Here is a 17,358-nt window from a genome sequence, read left to right on the forward strand (position 1 = left end):
CCCTTACGGCGTGTCGCGGGGGGCCCGGGAGTTCCAGGTCAGGGTGACCGAGAAGTTGGCCTCGGTCGTGGTGCTCGCGATCACGATGTCGGCCTCGGCCGACAGGGACACCCCGAATTCGAGGGTGATCTCGTCCGGCCGGTGGGCCATGGCGCCGAGACGGCTGACGAAGCTGTCGGCGACCGGCCGGATGCCGTCCACCATGTCCCCGAAGGAGCGCGAGGCCCGTGCCACCGCGCCGCCGCCGCGGCCGACCCGCGCCAGCGATTCGTCGACCTCGCGTATCTGTACCCGTAAGACCCCGTCGGTGCCGTCCCCGAGCGGGACCTCGACCGTACGCACGTCGGTACCCATGCCGACCACCCTCCCCGTCGCCCAGCGGCTCGGTGCACCGACAACTCTTTCACGCCGCAGGGGAGTTGGGGCAAGACCGGGGGGCATGTGCGCCGGGGATGGCCGAAACCGGGCCGCCCCGCGGCGGCCCGGTCCCCGGTGGGCGCCGCGCCGGCTACACGGCGGACTCCAGCCGCCGCTCGCACTCCTTCGCCTCCCGTGGCCCGGGCGCGGCCGGGGGCGCGGACCGGGCCAGGTCGAGGCTGGCCTCCAGGTCGTCCAGGGCGAGACGGGCCGCGCCGATCCGCTCGCGGACCTCGTCGGCGGCGTCCATGTCCCGCGCCGCCCGCTCCCGGGCCCGGGCGTCGGCCTCCTCCATCTCCCGCGCCTCGTCGAGGGAGTTGAGCACCACCCCGATCAGGACGTTGACCAGCACGAACGAGGCGAGGAGCGCGTAAGAGGCGTAGTAGACGATGCTGAACCGGGAGATCTCCAGCCCCGCCCGGACGGCGTCCGTGAGCCCGTCCAGGGTGGTGAGCAGGAACAGCGTGAGCGCGGCCCGGCCGATCGAGCCGTAGTGCTGCGGGTCGGAGTGGGCGAAGCAGACCCAGCCGACCATCGCGTACACGTACACCACCAGCGCGCCGACGAACAGGAAGCTCGCCGTGCCCGGCAGGCTGCGCCCGACCGCGAGCAGCAGGATGCGCAGGTGGGGCAGGAAACGGGCGGTGCGCAGCACGCGGGCCAGCCGCAGCAGCCGGAGCACGGTGGTGTTCGAACGCAGGAACGGCAGGAAGGCCGAGGCCACGATCAGCAGGTCGAAGATGTTCCAGGGGTCCCGGAAGAATGCTTTCGGCCGGTCCGCGTAGGAGCCCAGGCGCAACACCATCTCCAGTGTGAACAGGACCAGGCAGCCGTCCTCCGCCAGTTGCAGGACCCGCCCCTGGGACGCGGCCAGGCCGCTGTACGTCTCCGCCCCCATCAGGCCCGCGTTGATGAGGATCACGACGAAGACGCCCATGCCGAACGACGGGTCCTCGGTGATCCTCCGGCAGTGGACTGCAAGTCTCCCGCGGCCGGAGCCGGCCGCCGTGGTGTCCGTCATCTCGCTCCTCGTCCTCGTACTCGCTCGCACCGGCGTGGTGGACCGGCGCACGGTGCGGGCGCACGCGCCGGTCCGTCCTTCTAACGCCCCACCGCCGAACGGGTTTCAGCCGGTTTCGCGCGAGCGCGCACCGCCTGGGGGCGTAAGCCCGCGGGCCGATGTCCGTACGGGGCGCGGTGATTACCGTCGGGGCATGAACACAACAGCGCTGAGCGCGTCTTTCGGTACGGAGGCGAGGGCGGGGACGCGGACCGCCCTGCTCGACTGGGGCGGCGCCGTCCTCTACCTCCTCTGCGCCGGCCTGCTCATCGGCGCCGGCCCGTCCGGCGCCGGCCCGTCGACGGCGATCGTCCTGCTGCTGGCGGTGACCCTGCTGGCCGGGCTGGTCCGGCGCCGGCCCCTGGTGGCGCTGGGCCTGAGCGTCCTCGCCGGTACGCTCGTCGCCTTCGGGGCCAGGGCCGGGGCAGGCGGGGGGAGCCCGGACCGGCTGCTGGCCTACCTCCCTGTGGACCTCCTCCTCGCGGTCGTGGTGGCCGTGCGCCCCCGGCGGGCGGCCCTCGCCGCCGGCATCACCGTCGGGGTGGTGCAGGTCCTCGCCGTGGGGCTCCTCGCGCCCGGCGCCGCCCTGACGAGCGCGGGCCTGATCGCGGTCCTGGGCCTGGGAACCTGCTGCATGGCCGGCCTGCTGCTGCGCCAGCGGCGCGAACACGCGGTGGAGCTGCGCGCCCAGGCCGTGTCCGAGGCGGTGACCGCCGAACGCCTGCGCATCGCGCGGGAGCTGCACGACATGGTCGCCCACAGCATCGGCGTCATCGCCATCCAGGCGGGGGTCGGCGCCCGGGTCATCGCGACCCGGCCCGAGGAGGCGCGCAGCGCGCTCGGAGCCATCGAGAACACCAGCCGGGAGACCCTCGCGGGCCTGCGCCGGACCCTGGTAGCCCTGCGCCGGGCCGAACCCGACGGGGACGCGGGCCCTGCCCCGACGGGGCCGGCGCCGGGCCTCGCCGACCTCGACGCGCTGGCCGCCTCGTTCGCGGGCTCGGGCGCCGGGGTGGACGTCCGCCGGACCGGCGAGCCGCGTCCGCTGCCCCCGGACATCGACCTGTCCGTCTACCGGATCGTCCAGGAAGCCCTCACCAACGTCGTCCGGCACGCCGGGGGCTCCGCCCGGGCCCGGGTGACCGTGGAATTCCGGGAGGGGGAGCTGCGGGTGGAGGTGACCGACGACGGCAGGGGCGCGGCGGTGCGCCCGGGGAAGGCCGGCTTCGGCATCACGGGCATGTACGAGCGGGTCGGCCTGCTCGGGGGCCGCTTCAGCGCCGGACCGCGCCCCGAGGGCGGGTTCCGGGTGGCGGCGGAGATCCCGCTGCCCGCCGGGGAAGCGGGGGAGCGGCCATGACCGGCGGTCCGGTCCGCGTCCTGCTCGTCGACGACCAGCCGCTGGTCCGCTCCGGGCTGCGGGTGCTCATCGGGGAGACGGCCGACCTGGAGGTGGTAGCCGAGGCCGGCACGGGCGCGGAAGCCGTCGAGCTGGCCGCCGCGCACCGACCCGACGTGGTGGTGATGGACATCCGGATGCCGGGGATGGACGGTATCGAGGCCACCCGCCGGATCACCGGCGGGCCGGGCGCGCCCCGGGTGCTGGTCCTGACCACCTTCGACGAGGACGAGCACGTCTACGGGGCGCTGCGCGCGGGCGCGAGCGGGTTCGCGGTCAAGGACATGGCCCTGGAGGACATCCTCGCGGCCGTCCGCGTGGTCGCCTCCGGGGACGCCCTGATCGCCCCGGGCGTCACCCGCCGCCTGATCGCGGACTTCGTCCGGGGCCCCGGCCCCGCTCCCGGCCGGCCCGCGCGGCCGGTCGCCGGCATCACCGACCGGGAGCGGGAGGTCCTCACCCTGGTGGGGCGGGGCCGGTCGAACGGGGAGATCGCCGGGGAACTGTTCATCTCCGCCGCCACCGCCAAGGCCCATGTGGCGCGGCTGTTCACCAAGCTGGGCGCCCGCGACCGGGTCCAGCTCGTGATCACGGCATACGAGTGGGGCCTGGTCTCCCCGTCCGGCGACGGTGTCCCGGGCCTCTGAGGCGTCCAGGACCTCGGGCCCCGGCACGAGAACGGCCGGGCCGGGCCCCCCGAGGGGGACCCGGCCCGGCCGTCGTGCGTGCGGGGGGAGGAGGGGGTCAGGAGCGCTTCTGCGCGTCCTTCTGCGCCTTCTCCGCCTGCTTCTCCTTGATGCGGACGGCCTCCTTGCGGACCTCGGCCTGGGTGGCCCGCTCCTTCTGCAGCCACTCCGGGTTGTCCTGCTTCAGGGCCTCGATCTGCTCCGTGGTGAGCGCCTCGGTGACCCCGCCGCGCGCGAGCCCGGCGATGGAGACGCCCAGCTTCGAGGCGACGACCGGGCGCGGGTGCGGGCCGTTGCGCCGCAGCTCCACGAGCCAGGCGGGCGGCTCGGCCTGGAGTGCGTTCAGCTCGGTGCGCGAGACCACGCCCTCCTGGAACTCTGCGGGGGTGGCCTCGAGGTACACACCCAGCTTCTTCGCCGCGGTCGCGGGCTTCATCGTCTGGGTGCTCTGGTGCGACGTCATGCTCCAAGGGTATCGAGCATGTGCGCGGGCTCCGACCACGACCGGTAACCTTGCGGGGTGACAGGCTCGGATGCATCCCCTTCGTTCCGGCTCGCCTATGTCCCGGGAGTGACGCCCACCAAGTGGGTGCGGATCTGGAACGAGCGGCTGCCCGACATCCCGCTGACCCTCGTCGGCGTGAGCGCCGGTGAGGCGTTCGCCGTGCTGCGCTCCGGAGACGCCGACGCCGGCTTCGTCCGGCTGCCCGTGGACGGTGCGGACCTCAGCGCGATCCCGCTCTACACCGAGACCACCGTGGTCGTGGTCCCCAAGGACCACGTCGTGGCCGCCGTGGACGAGGTGTCCACCGAGGACCTGGCCGACGAGATCGTCCTCCACCCGCTGGACGACGTCCTCGGCTGGCAGACCCCGCCCGGCAAGCCCGCCTTCGAACGGCCCGCCACCACGGCGGACGCGATCGAGCTGGTGGCGGCCGGTATCGGCGTCCTCGTCGTCCCGCAGTCCCTCGCCCGGCTGCACCACCGCAAGGACCTCACCTACCGGACGGTGACGGACGCCCCCGCCTCGCGGGTCGCGCTGTCCTGGCCGGAGGAGAAGACCACCGACATGGTCGAGGACTTCATCGGCATCGTCCGGGGCCGCACCGTCAACAGCTCGCGCGGCCGTCAGGCGGCGCCGGCGCAGCCCAAGCAGGAGCGCAAGGCCGCCCCGGCGAAGAAGACCGGCGGCAAGGGCTCCGGCAAGCCGGCGGCCCGGTCCGGCGGCAAGCCGAACGCCCGAGGCGGGGCCGCCCCCAAGCGCGGCGGCGGCAAGCCGCGCCGCCGCCCGTAACCACAGCCCGCAACCGCCGCCCGCGGCCGCGTCAGCCCGGCGGCGCGTCCGGCCGGGGGTGGTCCGGATCCGGGCGGGACGCCGGGGTGCGGAGGGTGACCAGGCGGTAGGACGGCGCCCGTTTCGGGCGGCGGTCGTTGCCGCGCAGCCCCCGCGCCTGCTGGACGGCCGCGTCCACGAGGGCCGCCACCAGGGGGTTCGCCCGGCGCAGCCGCAGCAGCTGGTCCGAGCGCAGGCCGACGGTCGTGGCGGCCGTGCCGGTGTGCACGCCCCGGGCCACGGCCTGAAGGAACAGCCGCAGCCCCAGCGCGCCGATCCGGCCCCGGGCCGGGGCCCGGTGGGCGGCCGCCAGGGCCGTCGCCGCCGCGAGCGCGGCCTCGAAGGCGGGGTCCTGGGCCCGCCACCCGGCGAGCAGAGCCTCCGGGATTCCGGCGGCCGCCGCGCAGCCCGCCGGACCGAGGCCCAGGGCGGCCGCGTGCACGGCGCGGGCGCGGCGGGCGCTGTTCTCCGCCTGCAGGTCCGGGTCCGGGTCGAGCACGGCCGCCAGCGCCCGGTCGACGTCCTCGGCCGCGGCAAGGCCCGCCACCAGCCGCCGGGCCCACTCCCGGCGGCGCTCCGGTTCGTCCTGTGCCCGCTCGTCCACGGTCCGTGTGCCTCCCGCCCGGCCGGCTCCTCCGGGTCTCCTGGTCCCATTGTGCGACCGCGCCGGGATCCTTTGCGGAAACGTCTCAGCAGCCGGGCGGCGACGGCCGGTCCTCGCGTTGCGCCCCGGGGAGCGGGCGGGCAGGGTCGGTGGGGCGGCTCCCTCGCAGGAAGGTCGGACCATGCCCATCGCCACCGTCAACCCCGCCACAGGCCAGACCCTGCGCACCTTCGACGCGCTCGACGCCGACGGCATCGAACGCCGCCTGGACGAGGCCGCGCGCACGGCCGTCTCCTACCGGCGCACCACCTTCGCCGAACGTTCCGCGCTGCTGAACCGGGCGGCCGACCTCCTGGAGGCCGAGGGCGAGGACATCGCCCGCACCATGACCGTCGAGATGGGCAAGCCCCTGGCCGCCGCCCGCGCCGAGGCGGCCAAGTGCGTCAAGGCGATGCGCTGGTACGCCGCCCACGCCGAGGGCCTCCTCGCCGACGAGCACCCCGCCGACTCCGACGTCCGCGACGCCGGGGCCTCGGCCGTCCGGGTGCGTTACCGCCCGCTCGGGGTGGTGCTCGCCGTCATGCCGTGGAACTTCCCGCTCTGGCAGGTCGTACGGTTCGCCGCGCCCGCGCTGATGGCGGGCAACGTGGGCCTGCTGAAGCACTCCTCGAACGTCCCCCAGACGGCCCTCTACCTGGGCGAGCTCTTCGAGCGCGCCGGGTTCCCGCGGGGCTGCTTCCAGACCCTGCTGATCGGCTCGGGCCCCGTCGAGGGCATCCTGCGCGACCCGAGGGTGGCCGCCGCCACCCTGACCGGCAGCGAACCGGCCGGGCGGGCCGTGGCCTCGGTCGCCGGGGACGAGGTGAAGAAGACGGTCCTGGAGCTCGGCGGCAGCGACCCGTTCATCGTGATGCCCTCCGCCGACATCGCCCGCGCCGCGAAGACCGCCGTGACGGCGCGGGTGCAGAACAACGGACAGTCCTGCATCGCCGCCAAGCGGTTCATCGTCCACACGGACGTCTACGAGGAGTTCGCCCGGCTCTTCACGGAGGGCATGCGCGCACTGACCGTCGGCGACCCGATGCACGAGTCCACGGACGTCGGCCCGCTGGCCACCGAGAGCGGCCGCGCCGACGTCGAGGAGCTCGTCGACGACGCCGTCCGGCACGGGGCCACCGTCCTGTGCGGCGGCCGGCGGCCGCCGGAGCACCCGGACGGATGGTTCTACGAGCCCACCGTGCTGGCCGACGTCACCCCGGGGATGCGGATCGACCTGGAGGAGACCTTCGGGCCCGTCGCCACCCTGTACCGGGTGGGCAGCCTCGACGAGGCCGTGGAGCGGGCCAACCACACTCCGTTCGGGCTGAGTTCGAACGTCTGGACCCGCGACGACGCCGACCTGGAGCGGTTCGTCCACGACCTGGAGGCGGGCGGCATCTTCGTCAACGGGATGACGGCCTCGCACCCCGCCCTGCCCTTCGGCGGCGTCAAGCGGTCGGGTTACGGCCGGGAGCTCTCCGGCCACGGCATCCGCGAGTTCTGCAACATCACCACCGTCTGGCAGGCGGCCGATCCGGCCTGAGCGTCACGTGCCCATGAGGCCCTGGACATGGTCGGTGATCATGTCCAGGATCCCGGCGGCCGACTTCTCGTCGCCCAGCACCAGCAGGGCGAGCGTCAGCCCGTCCGTCATCGCGGCCAGGTAGCCGGCCAGCACGGCGACCGGGACCCGGGGGACCAGTCCGGTGTCGTGGCTCAGTTGCCGGATGAGCTCCTCGTAGGTGTCCCGGTACATCGCGTACTGACGGCGCGCCAGGTGCTCGAACCCCGGCCGGCGCAGGGCGTACTGGGTGAGCTCGTACGTCAGCATGTGCTCGCCGGGCTGGGCGCACACGTGGTCCCAGTACGCCTGGAAGCCCGCCCGGATCGTCTCGCGCGGGGTGGGCTTCGGGCGGATCGCCTCCTTGACCACCGAGACGTAGTGCGCGGTGATCGCCTCGATGACGGCTTCGAGCAGGGCCTGCTTGGAGTCGAAGCAGTAGTGGACGACGCTGAGCGACACCCCGGCCTCGGCGGCGATGGACCGGGTCGTGGTGCGGGCGACGCCGTCGCGGGTCATCGCGCGGATCGCGGCCTCGGTCAGCTGGGCCCGTCGCTCCGCCGACGGCATCCGCGCCATGGGACCCCTCTCGTTCACGGGCCGGACGGGGGCCGGCCGGTCCGGCCGGCCCCCGCCGCCTCAGCTGCTGAAGACGCCCACCTCGTGCAGGGAGTAGCCCCACTGGGTGGCGCGCCGCACCCCCTGGACGCGGAGGTAGCGGGCCGTCACCCCGTCGAACCGGGCGGTGTCCAGGCCGCCGTCGCCGTCGGAGGTGGCCCAGACCGTCTGCCAGTTCGAGCCGTCCGTGGACGTCTCGATCCGGTACGCCTTCCCGTACGCGCGCTCCCAGTCGAGCGTGACCCGGCCGACGCGGTGCGCCGAGCCGAGGTCGACGCGCAGCCACTGGTCGTCGTTCCACTCGCTGGCCCAGCGGGTGCCCGAGTCGCCGTCCACGGCCCGGGCGGGGGAGTAGTCGACGAACGGGTTCCACCACTCCGAGGTGGACGCCGACGCGGAGGAGCCGGCGGCGAGGTTGACGCTGCCCTGGTGCTTCTCGGATGCGCCCCAGGTGGTGAGGTAGGACTCGGCGCCCCTGAAGAGGTCGTCGACCACGTCCTGGCCGCCGACCAGCCGGATGTCCTCGATCCAGTCGGGGACCAGGCCGTAGTGCGAGGCGCCGTCGGTGTTGAGGTCCCAGGTGCGCTCCCCGGCGGTCTGCCGGTCGATGACCGAGCCCCCGTCGGTGCTGCGGAAGGGGTACTTCACCGGGTTCGGGGTGTCGGCCCCGCGGGGGCCGGGCCAGCCGCCGACGCCGTTCATGTCGGTGCCGTAGCCGTAGCCGACGTGGTACTTCTCGCGGAGCGCGTCCGTGCGCCTGGCCTCCGCGCTGAACGCCTCCGAGCCGCTCATGTACTGCGCGGCGAAACCGCCCAGCTTGTAGAGGCGTTCGGTCCAGCCGAGGTCCATCCAGCTGTGCGAGGAGATCACGCCCGGGTACGACTCGGACTCCAGGATGTCGAAGGCACGGCCGGCGGCCTTGACGCTCATGTGGTCGACCTCGAGCATCATCTTCCGCTTCATCATGCCGCGTACGGCGTACTCGCCGAGTTCGGTGAGGCCGCGGGTGTTGCACTGCGCGTCGGCGGCGTACGAGGGGACCGTCACGCCCGCCGGGAGCTCCTTCTGCGCCGACGGAGCGGGCGCGAGGCCGATCGGGTTGTCCTTCTGCGGGCCCGTGCACGTCTCGGTCTTCCAGAAGGTTCCGGTCGACAGGAACTGGCCGACGTTGATCGCCGTGCCCAGGGCGCCCTCGTCGAAGCGCACCCCGCACAGGGCGTTGTCGAACTTGTGGCACAGGAACATGCTGCGCACGCCCAGCCCGTACAGCTCGTCCAGGCCGCGGTCGATGTCGGCCTTGGAGCACTGCGCCACGTCGAGGATCTGCTTGCAGCCGAAGGGTTCGGAGGTCTCCACGCCCATGACGACGGCCAGCTTGCCCTGCTTGATCACCTCGCGGGCCTGGTCGGAGCTGGTGACGATGCGGAACCACCCCTTTCCGGGGCCGCCGTACATCTTGTCGACGAAGGCCTGCATGTCGTAGGTCTTCTGCGCCTCCAGACGGATGGCGGTCATCTCGTCGCAGCCGCGGTCCTTGAAGAAGTAGACCGAGCAGATCACCCCGTTGGTGACGAGGTCGTTGACGAGGACCCGCTGGCCGCCGCGCCAGGCGCGCTCGACCCAGGCGTAGTAGTTCTGCTGGTGGGTCAGGGAGTCGTGGGCGGGCCAGTCCTTGAACGTGGGCCAGCCGACGGGGTCGTGCTTGCCGTCCCCGCCCTTGGTGATGAAGTCGAAGACGGCGAGGGTGCCGTCGGGGTAGTGCTCGGGACAGTCCTTGAGGGCGTCGGCGACGCCCAGTTCGGAGAAGGGCTTGCCGCAGATGAGGCGTCCGCCGAAGCCCTCGTTCGACATCAGGTGGTCGTGTGCGTCGACGAAGCCGCGGACCTTGCCCTGGGCGTCGGTGCCCTTGAAGGGCTCACCGGTCACGTTGATGCCGGAGTCCGGCTGCGGCCGGGCGGTGGGGTTCCACCAGCCGGGATCGGACGCGGAGCCGGCGGCGGAACTGGGCGCGGGGGCGAGCGCCATGGCGATGACGGCGATGAGGAGGGAGAAGAGGGCGAAGGGACGCCCGCGCCGACGGCGTGCGCGCGGGCGTGGGGGAGGGTGAGGGGTCAAGGTGATCACTCATGCCTTCGGTCGGCGGAGAGCGCGGTCGGATCGAGGCATGAGTTGTCATGCCCGGTGCAACGGTGGGCATGAGAATCGCTACTGGCGCGTAAGGAGTCAAGGGTCCGGGACGCTTGACCTGATGACCCGTCGGATGTGTCAGTTGATCGGCTCGTCGGCGTGTGTACCGCCGATGCACGTCCACTGGCCGACGATCGAGTCGTACTGCACCGAGCCTCCGCCCGTCACGCAGTCGTCCCCGCTGACCCGGGGCGCGGCCGCGGCCTGCGCGGCGGGGCCCATGAGGCCGAGGACGACGACCATCGCGGCGGTCGCGAGGCCGAGGAGTCGTGTGCGCATGAGAGTTCCTCCTGGGAGGATCCATGAGGGGTCATGACCAGCATCCTGCGCACCGCTCCGGGCCGCATGCCGTACCGCTCCGGGGGCGCGGCCCGGCGTTCGGCGGCAGACTGGTGTCATGACGAACGCGCCCGCGGTCGTCGTGGGGCGACCGGACGGTTTCGGCCTGCGGAAAGTCACGGTGGACGGCAAGCCTGTGGGCCAGGCGCGCTCCGCCGGGGACCTGCAGAAGATCCTGCGCCGTGCCGGTGTGGCGTTCGAGAAGGACATCCAGTGGATCGGCGGGGACTGCACCGTCTGGCCGGGCTATCCCTGGAAGCGCCGGGCCGTTGGTCTCGCGATGACGGCCGGCCTCCTGGCGACCGCGTGCGAGCTCGTCTGGATCGGCAGGATCGACGCCTTCCACGCCCTGAGCTACCCCGGGCGGGTCACAGGGATCATCTTCCTCGGAGCGGCCGTGGTGGCGGTGGCCGCCGCGCTGGCTGCTTTCGACTACTGGCACAAACGGAAGAGGAGTTACTCCGGAATCATCATCTTCATCGGGGGCCTTTCCGCGTTGGCCGTCAATCTGCTGCTGCTGTTCATGCACGTCAACGCCTGGGAGTACACGCCGTACCTGCTGGTCCGGGCGGCCCTGGCCTTCTGGTCCGTATGGGCCCTGTGGGTCCTCTGCCGCAACCGTGCGTGGACGGGAATCCGTAACCCCGTGCGGGTGCTGGCGGGGGCGGTCATCCCCATCCTGCTGGCCGTGGCCAATATGGCCTACACGCAGATCTACCTGCCCTCCGTGACGTACCCGCTGGTAGAGACGGGAGCCGACCTCGGGACGGCCGCCTGGGACGGCAAGGGGAAGGTGATGGTCCTGACGGTCCATCTGCACGTGAAGAACCTGGGCCAGATTCCCGTCTACATACTGGGAAGCATATATTTCATCAACGGCCGGACGCCGTCCAATGTGCAGCCCGGGCAGCCCCAGGCGCAGTACAGGCTGGTCACCAGTGGTGAGTTCATCAACCCGCCGGGGCTTTCCCTGAGCCCGGGTGAAGAGATGTCGGCGGACGAGTACGTGGAGATCCCCCAGCCGGACCGGTTCAAGTCCATCATGGCCCAGACCGAGCTGTACATGGTCAGGAAGGACAAGGCGACCGTCAGTGCGGAATACGAACTCTCCGGAATAGGGCGCGGAAAGCTTCAGAAGCAGGGAAGGGCGGAGGATCCCCCGGGCCCGGCCGCCGACTACTTCCGGTACCAGGCCGACCTTTCGAACAGTAACGAGCTCCTCAACGAGACGCGTGGCCGGCCCCGGGTGACGCTGTGGTGGGTGCGTCAGAACAGGTACCCGTACATCACCGTGGCGGTGACGGCTCCCGGCGAGAAGAAGCCCTTCTCGGTGAACTACCTCTTCCGGAACGACAAGGCGATCGAGCGGTACGGGCTCCAGAAAGTGCGTGGTTCGATGACGCAGAAGACCTATGCCCAGCTGCTGCTGGAGGCCGAGGGGAAGCGCCCCGCCGGTGACGCGCGGGCGCGGCCGACGGATTCGGGCCGTCCCTCGTAACGGCACGTGCCGAGGAGGTGGCCGGAATCCGCCGAGGACGGATCCGCGCGCTCTTAGAGTCGGCCGCATGAGCGATATCGGTGGTTCCGGAGTGCGGTCCCGGCGCGGGGTGCTGAAGGCGGCCGTGGTGGGGGCGGGGGCGGTGGCCGCCGCCGGGGTCGGCCCGGGCGCCGCCCGTGCCGACGAGCGGCGGTGCGCCGCGCCCGTGTTCGTACTCGTGCACGGGGCCGGCGGGAACTCCTACGGGTGGGCTCCCGTCCTCGCCGAGCTGGGGCTGCGCGGGCACAAGGCGATCGCCGTGGACCTGCCCGGGCACGGGCGCGGCGCCTACTTCCCGGTCTCCTACCAGAGCCCGCAGGACCCGGAGGCGCTGCGCAGCGAGCCCTCGCCGCTCGGGAAGGTGACGCTGGACGACTTCGCCGAGCACGTCGTGGGCGTCGTACGGCGCGCCTCCCGCCTCGGGGCCGTCGTCCTGGTCGGCCAGAGCATGGGCGGGGTGACCCTCAACGCGGTCGCCAACCGGGTGCCGGAGCTGATCTCCCACCTGGTGTACGCCTCCGCGTACTGCGCGACGACCGGGCACGCCTCCGCCGCGCGGCTCATGGCCACCCCGGAGGCCTCCACCAGTGCCCTGTTCCGGATGGCCCGGGTCGAGACCCCACCTGAACTCGGCGTCAACCGGGCCAACTGGCGCTCCGGCGACCCGGCGTTCTTCGCGGCGGCCAAGGAGGCCCTCGCCGCGGACCGGCCCGACGCCGAGGTGCGGGCGCTGCTCGCCACCCTGGAGCCCGACGAGTCGGCGGCGATCGCCACCGCCGACTGCCGGGGGATCCCGGAGAAGTGGGGGCGGGTGCCGCGCACCTTCCTGCGGTTCACCTGGGACCGGGCGATCCCGCTCGCGCTCCAGGACCTGATGATCCGCGAGGCGGACGCGGCCACCCCGGGCAACCGCTTCCGCGTCCGCTCCCTGGCCGCCCCGCACGTCGGCCCCCGGGACGCGGCGGTGTGGGCGGACGAACTGGAACTGGCCGCCGGCGCCTGCCGCTGACCATCCGGCCGGGCGGACCCGCGCCGGCGCGGCGGGGCCGGGCCGGGCCGCCTATCGTCGGAGGTATGAGCGAGACCGTCGTGGTGTACGAGTACGACCGGCCGGGCGCGGCGCACCCCGCCGGGGAGCCCGCCCCCGAGGACGTCCTGCGCGTGCACGCGGCCTCCACCGCCCCGGGCCGGCACGACGTGCGCGGCCCCCGGACCCTCTGCGGCCGGGACACCTTCGCCATGGAGACGGCCTCCTGGCGGCCCTCCGAGCATCCAGGCTCGCCCTGGTACCCCGAGGCGTACGCGGACCGGGTCTGTCCCGCCTGCGCGGACGCGGCCGGGGAGGCGTGAGCGGGAGCCGTCAGCGGCCGGGGGGCATGTCGTACGTGACCCACATGGTCCGGGTGGCCACCTGGTCGTACTTGGACCGGGCCCGGTGGTTATCGTCGGCGGTGATCCACCGCACGACGCTCCAGCCCCGCTCCGCCGCGAGCTCGCGCAGGGCGCCCAGTAGCAGGTCGGCCGCGCCGCCGCCGCGGTGCTCGGGGGCCACGAACAGGTCGTCCAGGAAGCAGCCGGTCGTCGCGGACAGCGGGCGGGCGAAGGGGCGGTGGTGGGCGAGGCCGACCAGCCGGCCTTCGGCGTCCTCGGCGACCAGGGCGCCCACCTCGTGGTCCGGGTCGTTGATCCACGACCACACCGTGGCGGCGGCCTCCTCGGTCTGCTCCACCCGGTAGAACTCGGCGTAGCCCCGGTACAGGGCGCGCCACTGGGCGAAGTCGCCGGGCCGTGCGGCGCGGACCAAGATGTCGGACATGTCGGGGATCTCCTGGGATCGGGGCTCGGGGAACCGATCATGCCGGAGCCCCCGGCGGCCCGGGATGCGCCGCCGTGTCCAAAGCGGGGCCGGCCTCCTTCCGCCGTGGACAGGCGGCGGACGCGGCGGAGCCCGGTCCGGCGGGGTGCCGGACCGGGCCCCTGAAGGGTGCCGCGTAGTCGGTCAGCTCACGCGCAGGCTGACGTCGTCGACCACGAAGGAGGTCTGGAGGGACTGGTCCTCCACACCCTGGAACCCGAGGGTGACGGTCTGCCCGGCGAACTGGGAGACGTCATAGCTCTTGAGCACGTAGCCGGATCCCGCGTCCACGTTGGACAGGGTCTCCAGGGTCTGGCCGCCCACCGAGACGGTGAACGTGTCGTAGACCGTGTTCTCGGTCTCGTCGGTGTCGATGTGCAGGTAGAAGGAGAGGCGGGCCGAGGAGCAGCCGGCCGGCAGGGTCAGCGACTGCGAGACGCTGTCGGTGCGCGGGGAGCCCCAGCCGTTGAGCCAGGCCATGTACGCGCCGGCGTGCGGGGTCTCGCCCGCCTGGTTGGTGATGACGCCGGAGGTGCTGCTCCAGGGGCTCGCGCCGTTCTCGAAGCCGCCGTTGGCGACGGTCTCGGCCGGGGTGCAGCTGCCGCCGCCCCCGCTGACGGTGAGGGTGTAGGTGGTGCTGTGGGTGGTGGTGCCGGTGCCGGTCACGGTCAGGGTGGCCGTGCCGGGGGCGGTGCCCGCGGCGACCTGGACGGTGAGGGTGGCGGACTGGCCGGACTGCACGGAGGACGGGCTGAGGGTGGCGGTCACGCCGGCCGGGGCGCCCGAGACCGTCAGGGCGACGGTCTGGGGGCTGCCGCTGACGGTGGTGGTGTTCACCGTCGAGGTGACGCTGGAGCCCGGGGCGGCGGTGCCGGCCGCGGGGGAGGTGGCGACGGAGAAGTCGGACGCCGGGGCGGTGCCGCCGACGGCCTGCTTCCAGATGGTGTAGGCGACCCCGTCGGCGCTGCGGTCCAGGACCGTGGCGTTGATGTTGCTCGGGGTGTCGCAGGAGCTGTGGTAGCAGGAGTCGTAGGCGGCGTTCGCGGTGCCGCCCCACTTCGAGGCCTGCGCGGCGGTCTTGCGGGCGCTGGCGCCGGCCGCGTAACCGGAGGTGGGGATGCCCGCCTGCTGGAAGGAGTAGTCGTCACTGCGGCCCTGGCCCTCGGTGTTCTCCTCGGGGGCGAGGTTCAGCGAGGTCCAGTACGCCTTCAGGGGGGCGGCGGTGGTGGAGTTGAGGTTGTTGATGAAGTAACCGCCGTTGGGCGAGCCGACCATGTCGAAGTTGTAGTAGCCCTTGACGGCGGCGCGCTGGGCGCTGCTCAGCTGGCCCACGTAGAACTTCGAGCCGTTCAGGCCCTGCTCCTCGTCGGTCCACCAGGCGAAGCGCACGTGCTTGGTCATGGTGGGGTTTTTCTGGGCCAGGACCAGCGCGTTCTCCAGCAGGGTGGCCGAGCCGGAGCCGTTGTCGTTGATGCCCGGGCCGGCGGAGACGCTGTCGAGGTGGGCGCCGAACATCACGGTCTGGTCGTCGGGGCCGCCCGGCCAGTCGGCGATCAGGTTGTTCGACGGGTAGGTGCAGGAGGTGCAGCTCTGCTCGGTGACGGTGTAGCCGGCGGCCTGGAGCTTGCCCTTGATGTACGCGAGGGACTGGGTGTGGCCGCCGCTGCCGGCCCGGCGGTTGCCGCCGTTCTGCGTGGCGATGGTGCCCAGCTGGTTCAGGTGGGCCTGGACGTTGGCCGCGCTGATGTCCGGCGGGGTGGTGGGGTCGGGCTGGCCGCCGCCGACGCTCAGGGCGTAGTCGGCGGTGTGCGCGAGGGAGGCGCCCTGGCCCTTGACGGTGACGTTGGCCGGCCCGGGGGCCGTGGTGGAGCTCGCCGACAGCGTCAGGGTGGAGGACTGGCCGGACTGCACGGTGGCCGGGTTGAAGGAGGCGGTGACCCCGGCGGGCAGGCCGCTCGCGGTGAGGGTGACCTGCTGGGCCTGGCCGGTGGTGGTGCTGGTGGCCACGGTGGTGGTCACCGAGGCGCCCTGCTGCACGGTGCCCGAGGCGGGGTTGAGGGTGAGGGAGAAGTCACCCTGTCCGGTGGGGGTGCAGGTCGGGTCGCCGGACTGGGCGGGCACGCTGATGGCGTCCCAGGCGGCCTTGGTCTTGTTGAACAGGTCGCAGGAGGCGTCGATGGTCTTGGCCGAACTCAGCGTCGCCGTCCGGTACTTCTTGTACGACATGCTGCTGGTCTTGAGCAGCATGCCGCCGTAGAAGATCTTGCCGGCGTTCTGGATGCCCACGCCGGCCACCGTGGACTGGTTGCAGGTGCTGCTGCTCGGCTTGCCGCCGCCGGGGTTGCTGCCCTCGGCCAGCAGGTAGAACCAGTGGTTCAGGGGTCCCGCGGCCGCGTGCACCTCGGTGTTGGGTATCGAGGAGCTGTAGCAGGAGGGGTCGTTGTTGACCGCCGAGGGGTTGTACATGTTCCGGATCGGGCCCCGGCCCTGGAGGTTGATCATCTCGCCGACGGTGTAGTCGGGGGTGTCGTACGGGGCGGGCTCGCCCGCGTAGGCCTCGGTCAGCGCGCCGAAGATGTCGCCGGTGCCCTCGCCCAGCCCGGCCTCCTGGCCGCTGGTGCCACCGGGGGTGTTGGTGTCGATGGCGTGCCCGTACTCGTGGCCCACGACGTCGATGCCGGCGATCCACTCGTTGGCGCTGTTGTGGCCGATGGTGACGGAGCTGCCGTCCCAGTACGCGTTGAGGTCGCTCAGCCCGACCTTGCCCGGGAAGCTGCGGCCGTTGCCGTCGACGCCGCTGCGGCCGAGCCACTGGCGCAGCATGTCCCACTGCTTCTGCGCGGCGAACATGAGGTCCGTGCACCCGGTCTCCTTGGAGGTCGGGTTGCCGGTGCCCCAGGAGTCCGAGGACTTCGAGAAGACGGTGCCGGTGCTGTAGTCCTGGCAGCTCAGGCCCGGGCGGTTCGGGTCGCGCAGGGAGTACGTGCCGCCGGACGCCGTGGTGTCGATCGTCAGCGGGTTGGGCCCGTTCCACTTGCTGTTGCCGCTGCCGGCGACCACCTCGTCCCAGCGGTCCACGACCTTGCCGGTGCGGGCGTCCACGAAGACGTGCAGCCGGCTGGGCGCCGACTTCGTCGACCCGGTCAGGACCGTCTCCCAGGCCAGGACCGGCTTGTCGTCCTTGAGCCGGACGACCAGGCGGCTGCTCTCGACCTTGTCCACCTTCGCCAGCTCGGCCCGCGAGGAGGACTCCGCCGCCTTGGCGGTGACGGCCGGGGTGACGGACACGTCGATCACGGTCGAGGAGGCCGACTGGAGGGCGCGCACCTTGCCCTCCCCGTCCGCGAGGACGACCGCGTCGCCGCCGACGACCGGCAGGCCGCGGTAGCTGCGCTCGTACGCGACGGAGAACAGGTCCTGCACCCAGGGGGTGACCAGGCGGCGGTCGTACTGCTGCTGCGGCTGGTTGACCAGGCTGTCCAGGCCGCTGCGGACGGCCGCGTCCGCGGCGGCCACGGCCCGGTCGGCCCGGGAGGGCCGGGGTGGTACGGGATCCGGCTGCTGGGCGGCCGACGCGGTGCCGGCCAGTGCGCCGGCGAGGCTCGCGGTCAGCGCGAAGGCCGCCACGGACGCCGTCCATCTGGTGGGCTGCACGAGTCCACTCCGATCGTGTGTGGGGGGTGTCTGGCTGTACGCCGTCGCCGAGTATGAGCGTGGACATGG

16 protein-coding genes are annotated in these 17,358 nt (G+C 72.7%); 7 read left to right on the forward strand and 9 right to left on the reverse strand.

The genetic code is table 11. The annotated features are described in order from the left end of the window. Positions 1 to 3: 3 nt before the first annotated feature. Both ABT403_RS31605 and ABT403_RS31610 read right to left on the reverse strand, forming a co-directional pair. Positions 4 to 354, reverse strand: coding sequence for a CU044_2847 family protein (locus tag ABT403_RS31605; protein ID WP_344155326.1), 351 nt, complete (start codon positions 352 to 354; stop codon positions 4 to 6). A 154-nt stretch (positions 355 to 508) separates the two neighbouring features. After that, positions 509 to 1,438 carry an ion transporter gene (locus ABT403_RS31610; protein WP_344155329.1) on the reverse strand — a complete coding sequence of 310 codons (930 nt, stop codon included), beginning with the start codon at positions 1,436 to 1,438 and terminating at the stop codon, positions 509 to 511. 193 nt (positions 1,439 to 1,631) lie between these two features. Here ABT403_RS31610 and ABT403_RS31615 point away from each other — a divergent pair, with 193 nt between their 5' ends. Together ABT403_RS31615 and ABT403_RS31620 are read left to right on the forward strand one after the other, a co-directional pair. After that, on the forward strand, positions 1,632 to 2,837 hold the full coding sequence (locus ABT403_RS31615; protein WP_344155332.1) for a sensor histidine kinase: 1,206 nt from the start codon (positions 1,632 to 1,634) through the stop codon (positions 2,835 to 2,837). Continuing rightward, positions 2,834 to 3,523, forward strand: coding sequence for a response regulator (locus ABT403_RS31620; RefSeq protein ID WP_344155336.1), 690 nt, complete (start codon positions 2,834 to 2,836; stop codon positions 3,521 to 3,523). Before ABT403_RS31615 ends, ABT403_RS31620 begins: the two co-directional genes overlap by 4 nt. Before the next feature lie 97 nt (positions 3,524 to 3,620). Here the strand turns inward: ABT403_RS31620 and ABT403_RS31625 are convergent, their stop codons facing one another. Then, entirely contained in the window at positions 3,621 to 4,025 is a 405-nt protein-coding gene (locus ABT403_RS31625) for a DUF5997 family protein (RefSeq protein WP_344155339.1), read from the reverse strand. A gap of 57 nt (positions 4,026 to 4,082) precedes the next feature. On the opposite strand from ABT403_RS31625, the gene ABT403_RS31630 reads away from it, so the two are divergent. After that, the gene (locus ABT403_RS31630; RefSeq protein ID WP_344155342.1) at positions 4,083 to 4,856 is read left to right on the forward strand and encodes a LysR family transcriptional regulator substrate-binding protein; all 774 of its coding nucleotides are present in this window, start codon (positions 4,083 to 4,085) and stop codon (positions 4,854 to 4,856) included. A 31-nt stretch (positions 4,857 to 4,887) separates the two neighbouring features. Here ABT403_RS31630 and ABT403_RS31635 read toward each other — a convergent pair whose 3' ends face one another. Next, positions 4,888 to 5,499: a hypothetical protein gene (locus ABT403_RS31635; RefSeq protein ID WP_344155345.1), complete on the reverse strand. Its 612-nt coding sequence runs from the start codon at positions 5,497 to 5,499 to the stop codon at positions 4,888 to 4,890. Between the two features lie 181 nt (positions 5,500 to 5,680). Between ABT403_RS31635 and ABT403_RS31640 the strand changes: the two genes are divergently transcribed. Beyond that, the gene (locus ABT403_RS31640) at positions 5,681 to 7,081 is read left to right on the forward strand and encodes an NADP-dependent succinic semialdehyde dehydrogenase (protein WP_344155348.1); all 1,401 of its coding nucleotides are present in this window, start codon (positions 5,681 to 5,683) and stop codon (positions 7,079 to 7,081) included. 3 nt (positions 7,082 to 7,084) lie between these two features. Here the strand turns inward: ABT403_RS31640 and ABT403_RS31645 are convergent, their stop codons facing one another. From ABT403_RS31645 to ABT403_RS31655, 3 genes are all read right to left on the reverse strand, one after another. Next, positions 7,085 to 7,678, reverse strand: coding sequence for a TetR/AcrR family transcriptional regulator (locus ABT403_RS31645; RefSeq protein ID WP_344155437.1), 594 nt, complete (start codon positions 7,676 to 7,678; stop codon positions 7,085 to 7,087). A gap of 60 nt (positions 7,679 to 7,738) precedes the next feature. After that, entirely contained in the window at positions 7,739 to 9,742 is a 2,004-nt protein-coding gene (locus ABT403_RS31650) for a galactose-binding domain-containing protein (protein WP_344155440.1), read from the reverse strand. A gap of 240 nt (positions 9,743 to 9,982) precedes the next feature. Then, positions 9,983 to 10,183, reverse strand: coding sequence for a hypothetical protein (locus ABT403_RS31655; protein WP_344155351.1), 201 nt, complete (start codon positions 10,181 to 10,183; stop codon positions 9,983 to 9,985). Between the two features lie 118 nt (positions 10,184 to 10,301). On the opposite strand from ABT403_RS31655, the gene ABT403_RS31660 reads away from it, so the two are divergent. The 3 genes from ABT403_RS31660 to ABT403_RS31670 all read left to right on the forward strand — a co-directional run bounded on the left by ABT403_RS31660 (position 10,302) and on the right by ABT403_RS31670 (position 13,130). Further along, positions 10,302 to 11,741, forward strand: coding sequence for a hypothetical protein (locus tag ABT403_RS31660; protein ID WP_344155354.1), 1,440 nt, complete (start codon positions 10,302 to 10,304; stop codon positions 11,739 to 11,741). 67 nt (positions 11,742 to 11,808) lie between these two features. Continuing rightward, positions 11,809 to 12,789 carry an alpha/beta fold hydrolase gene (locus ABT403_RS31665; RefSeq protein ID WP_344155357.1) on the forward strand — a complete coding sequence of 327 codons (981 nt, stop codon included), beginning with the start codon at positions 11,809 to 11,811 and terminating at the stop codon, positions 12,787 to 12,789. 65 nt (positions 12,790 to 12,854) lie between these two features. Beyond that, complete coding sequence (locus ABT403_RS31670; RefSeq protein WP_344155360.1) at positions 12,855 to 13,130, forward strand: hypothetical protein; 276 nt, start codon at positions 12,855 to 12,857, stop codon at positions 13,128 to 13,130. Between the two features lie 10 nt (positions 13,131 to 13,140). Here the strand turns inward: ABT403_RS31670 and ABT403_RS31675 are convergent, their stop codons facing one another. Beyond that, positions 13,141 to 13,596, reverse strand: a complete 456-nt coding sequence (locus tag ABT403_RS31675) for a GNAT family N-acetyltransferase (protein WP_344155363.1) — start codon at positions 13,594 to 13,596, stop codon at positions 13,141 to 13,143. Positions 13,597 to 13,779: 183 nt separating this feature from the next. After that, positions 13,780 to 17,289 carry a M28 family peptidase gene (locus ABT403_RS31680; protein ID WP_344155366.1) on the reverse strand — a complete coding sequence of 1,170 codons (3,510 nt, stop codon included), beginning with the start codon at positions 17,287 to 17,289 and terminating at the stop codon, positions 13,780 to 13,782. Between the last annotated feature and the right edge of the window lie 69 nt (positions 17,290 to 17,358).

It is taken from the genome of Streptomyces sp. NPDC000075, from assembly GCF_040301925.1.
GTDB lineage: Bacteria > Actinomycetota > Actinomycetes > Streptomycetales > Streptomycetaceae > Streptomyces > Streptomyces polychromogenes.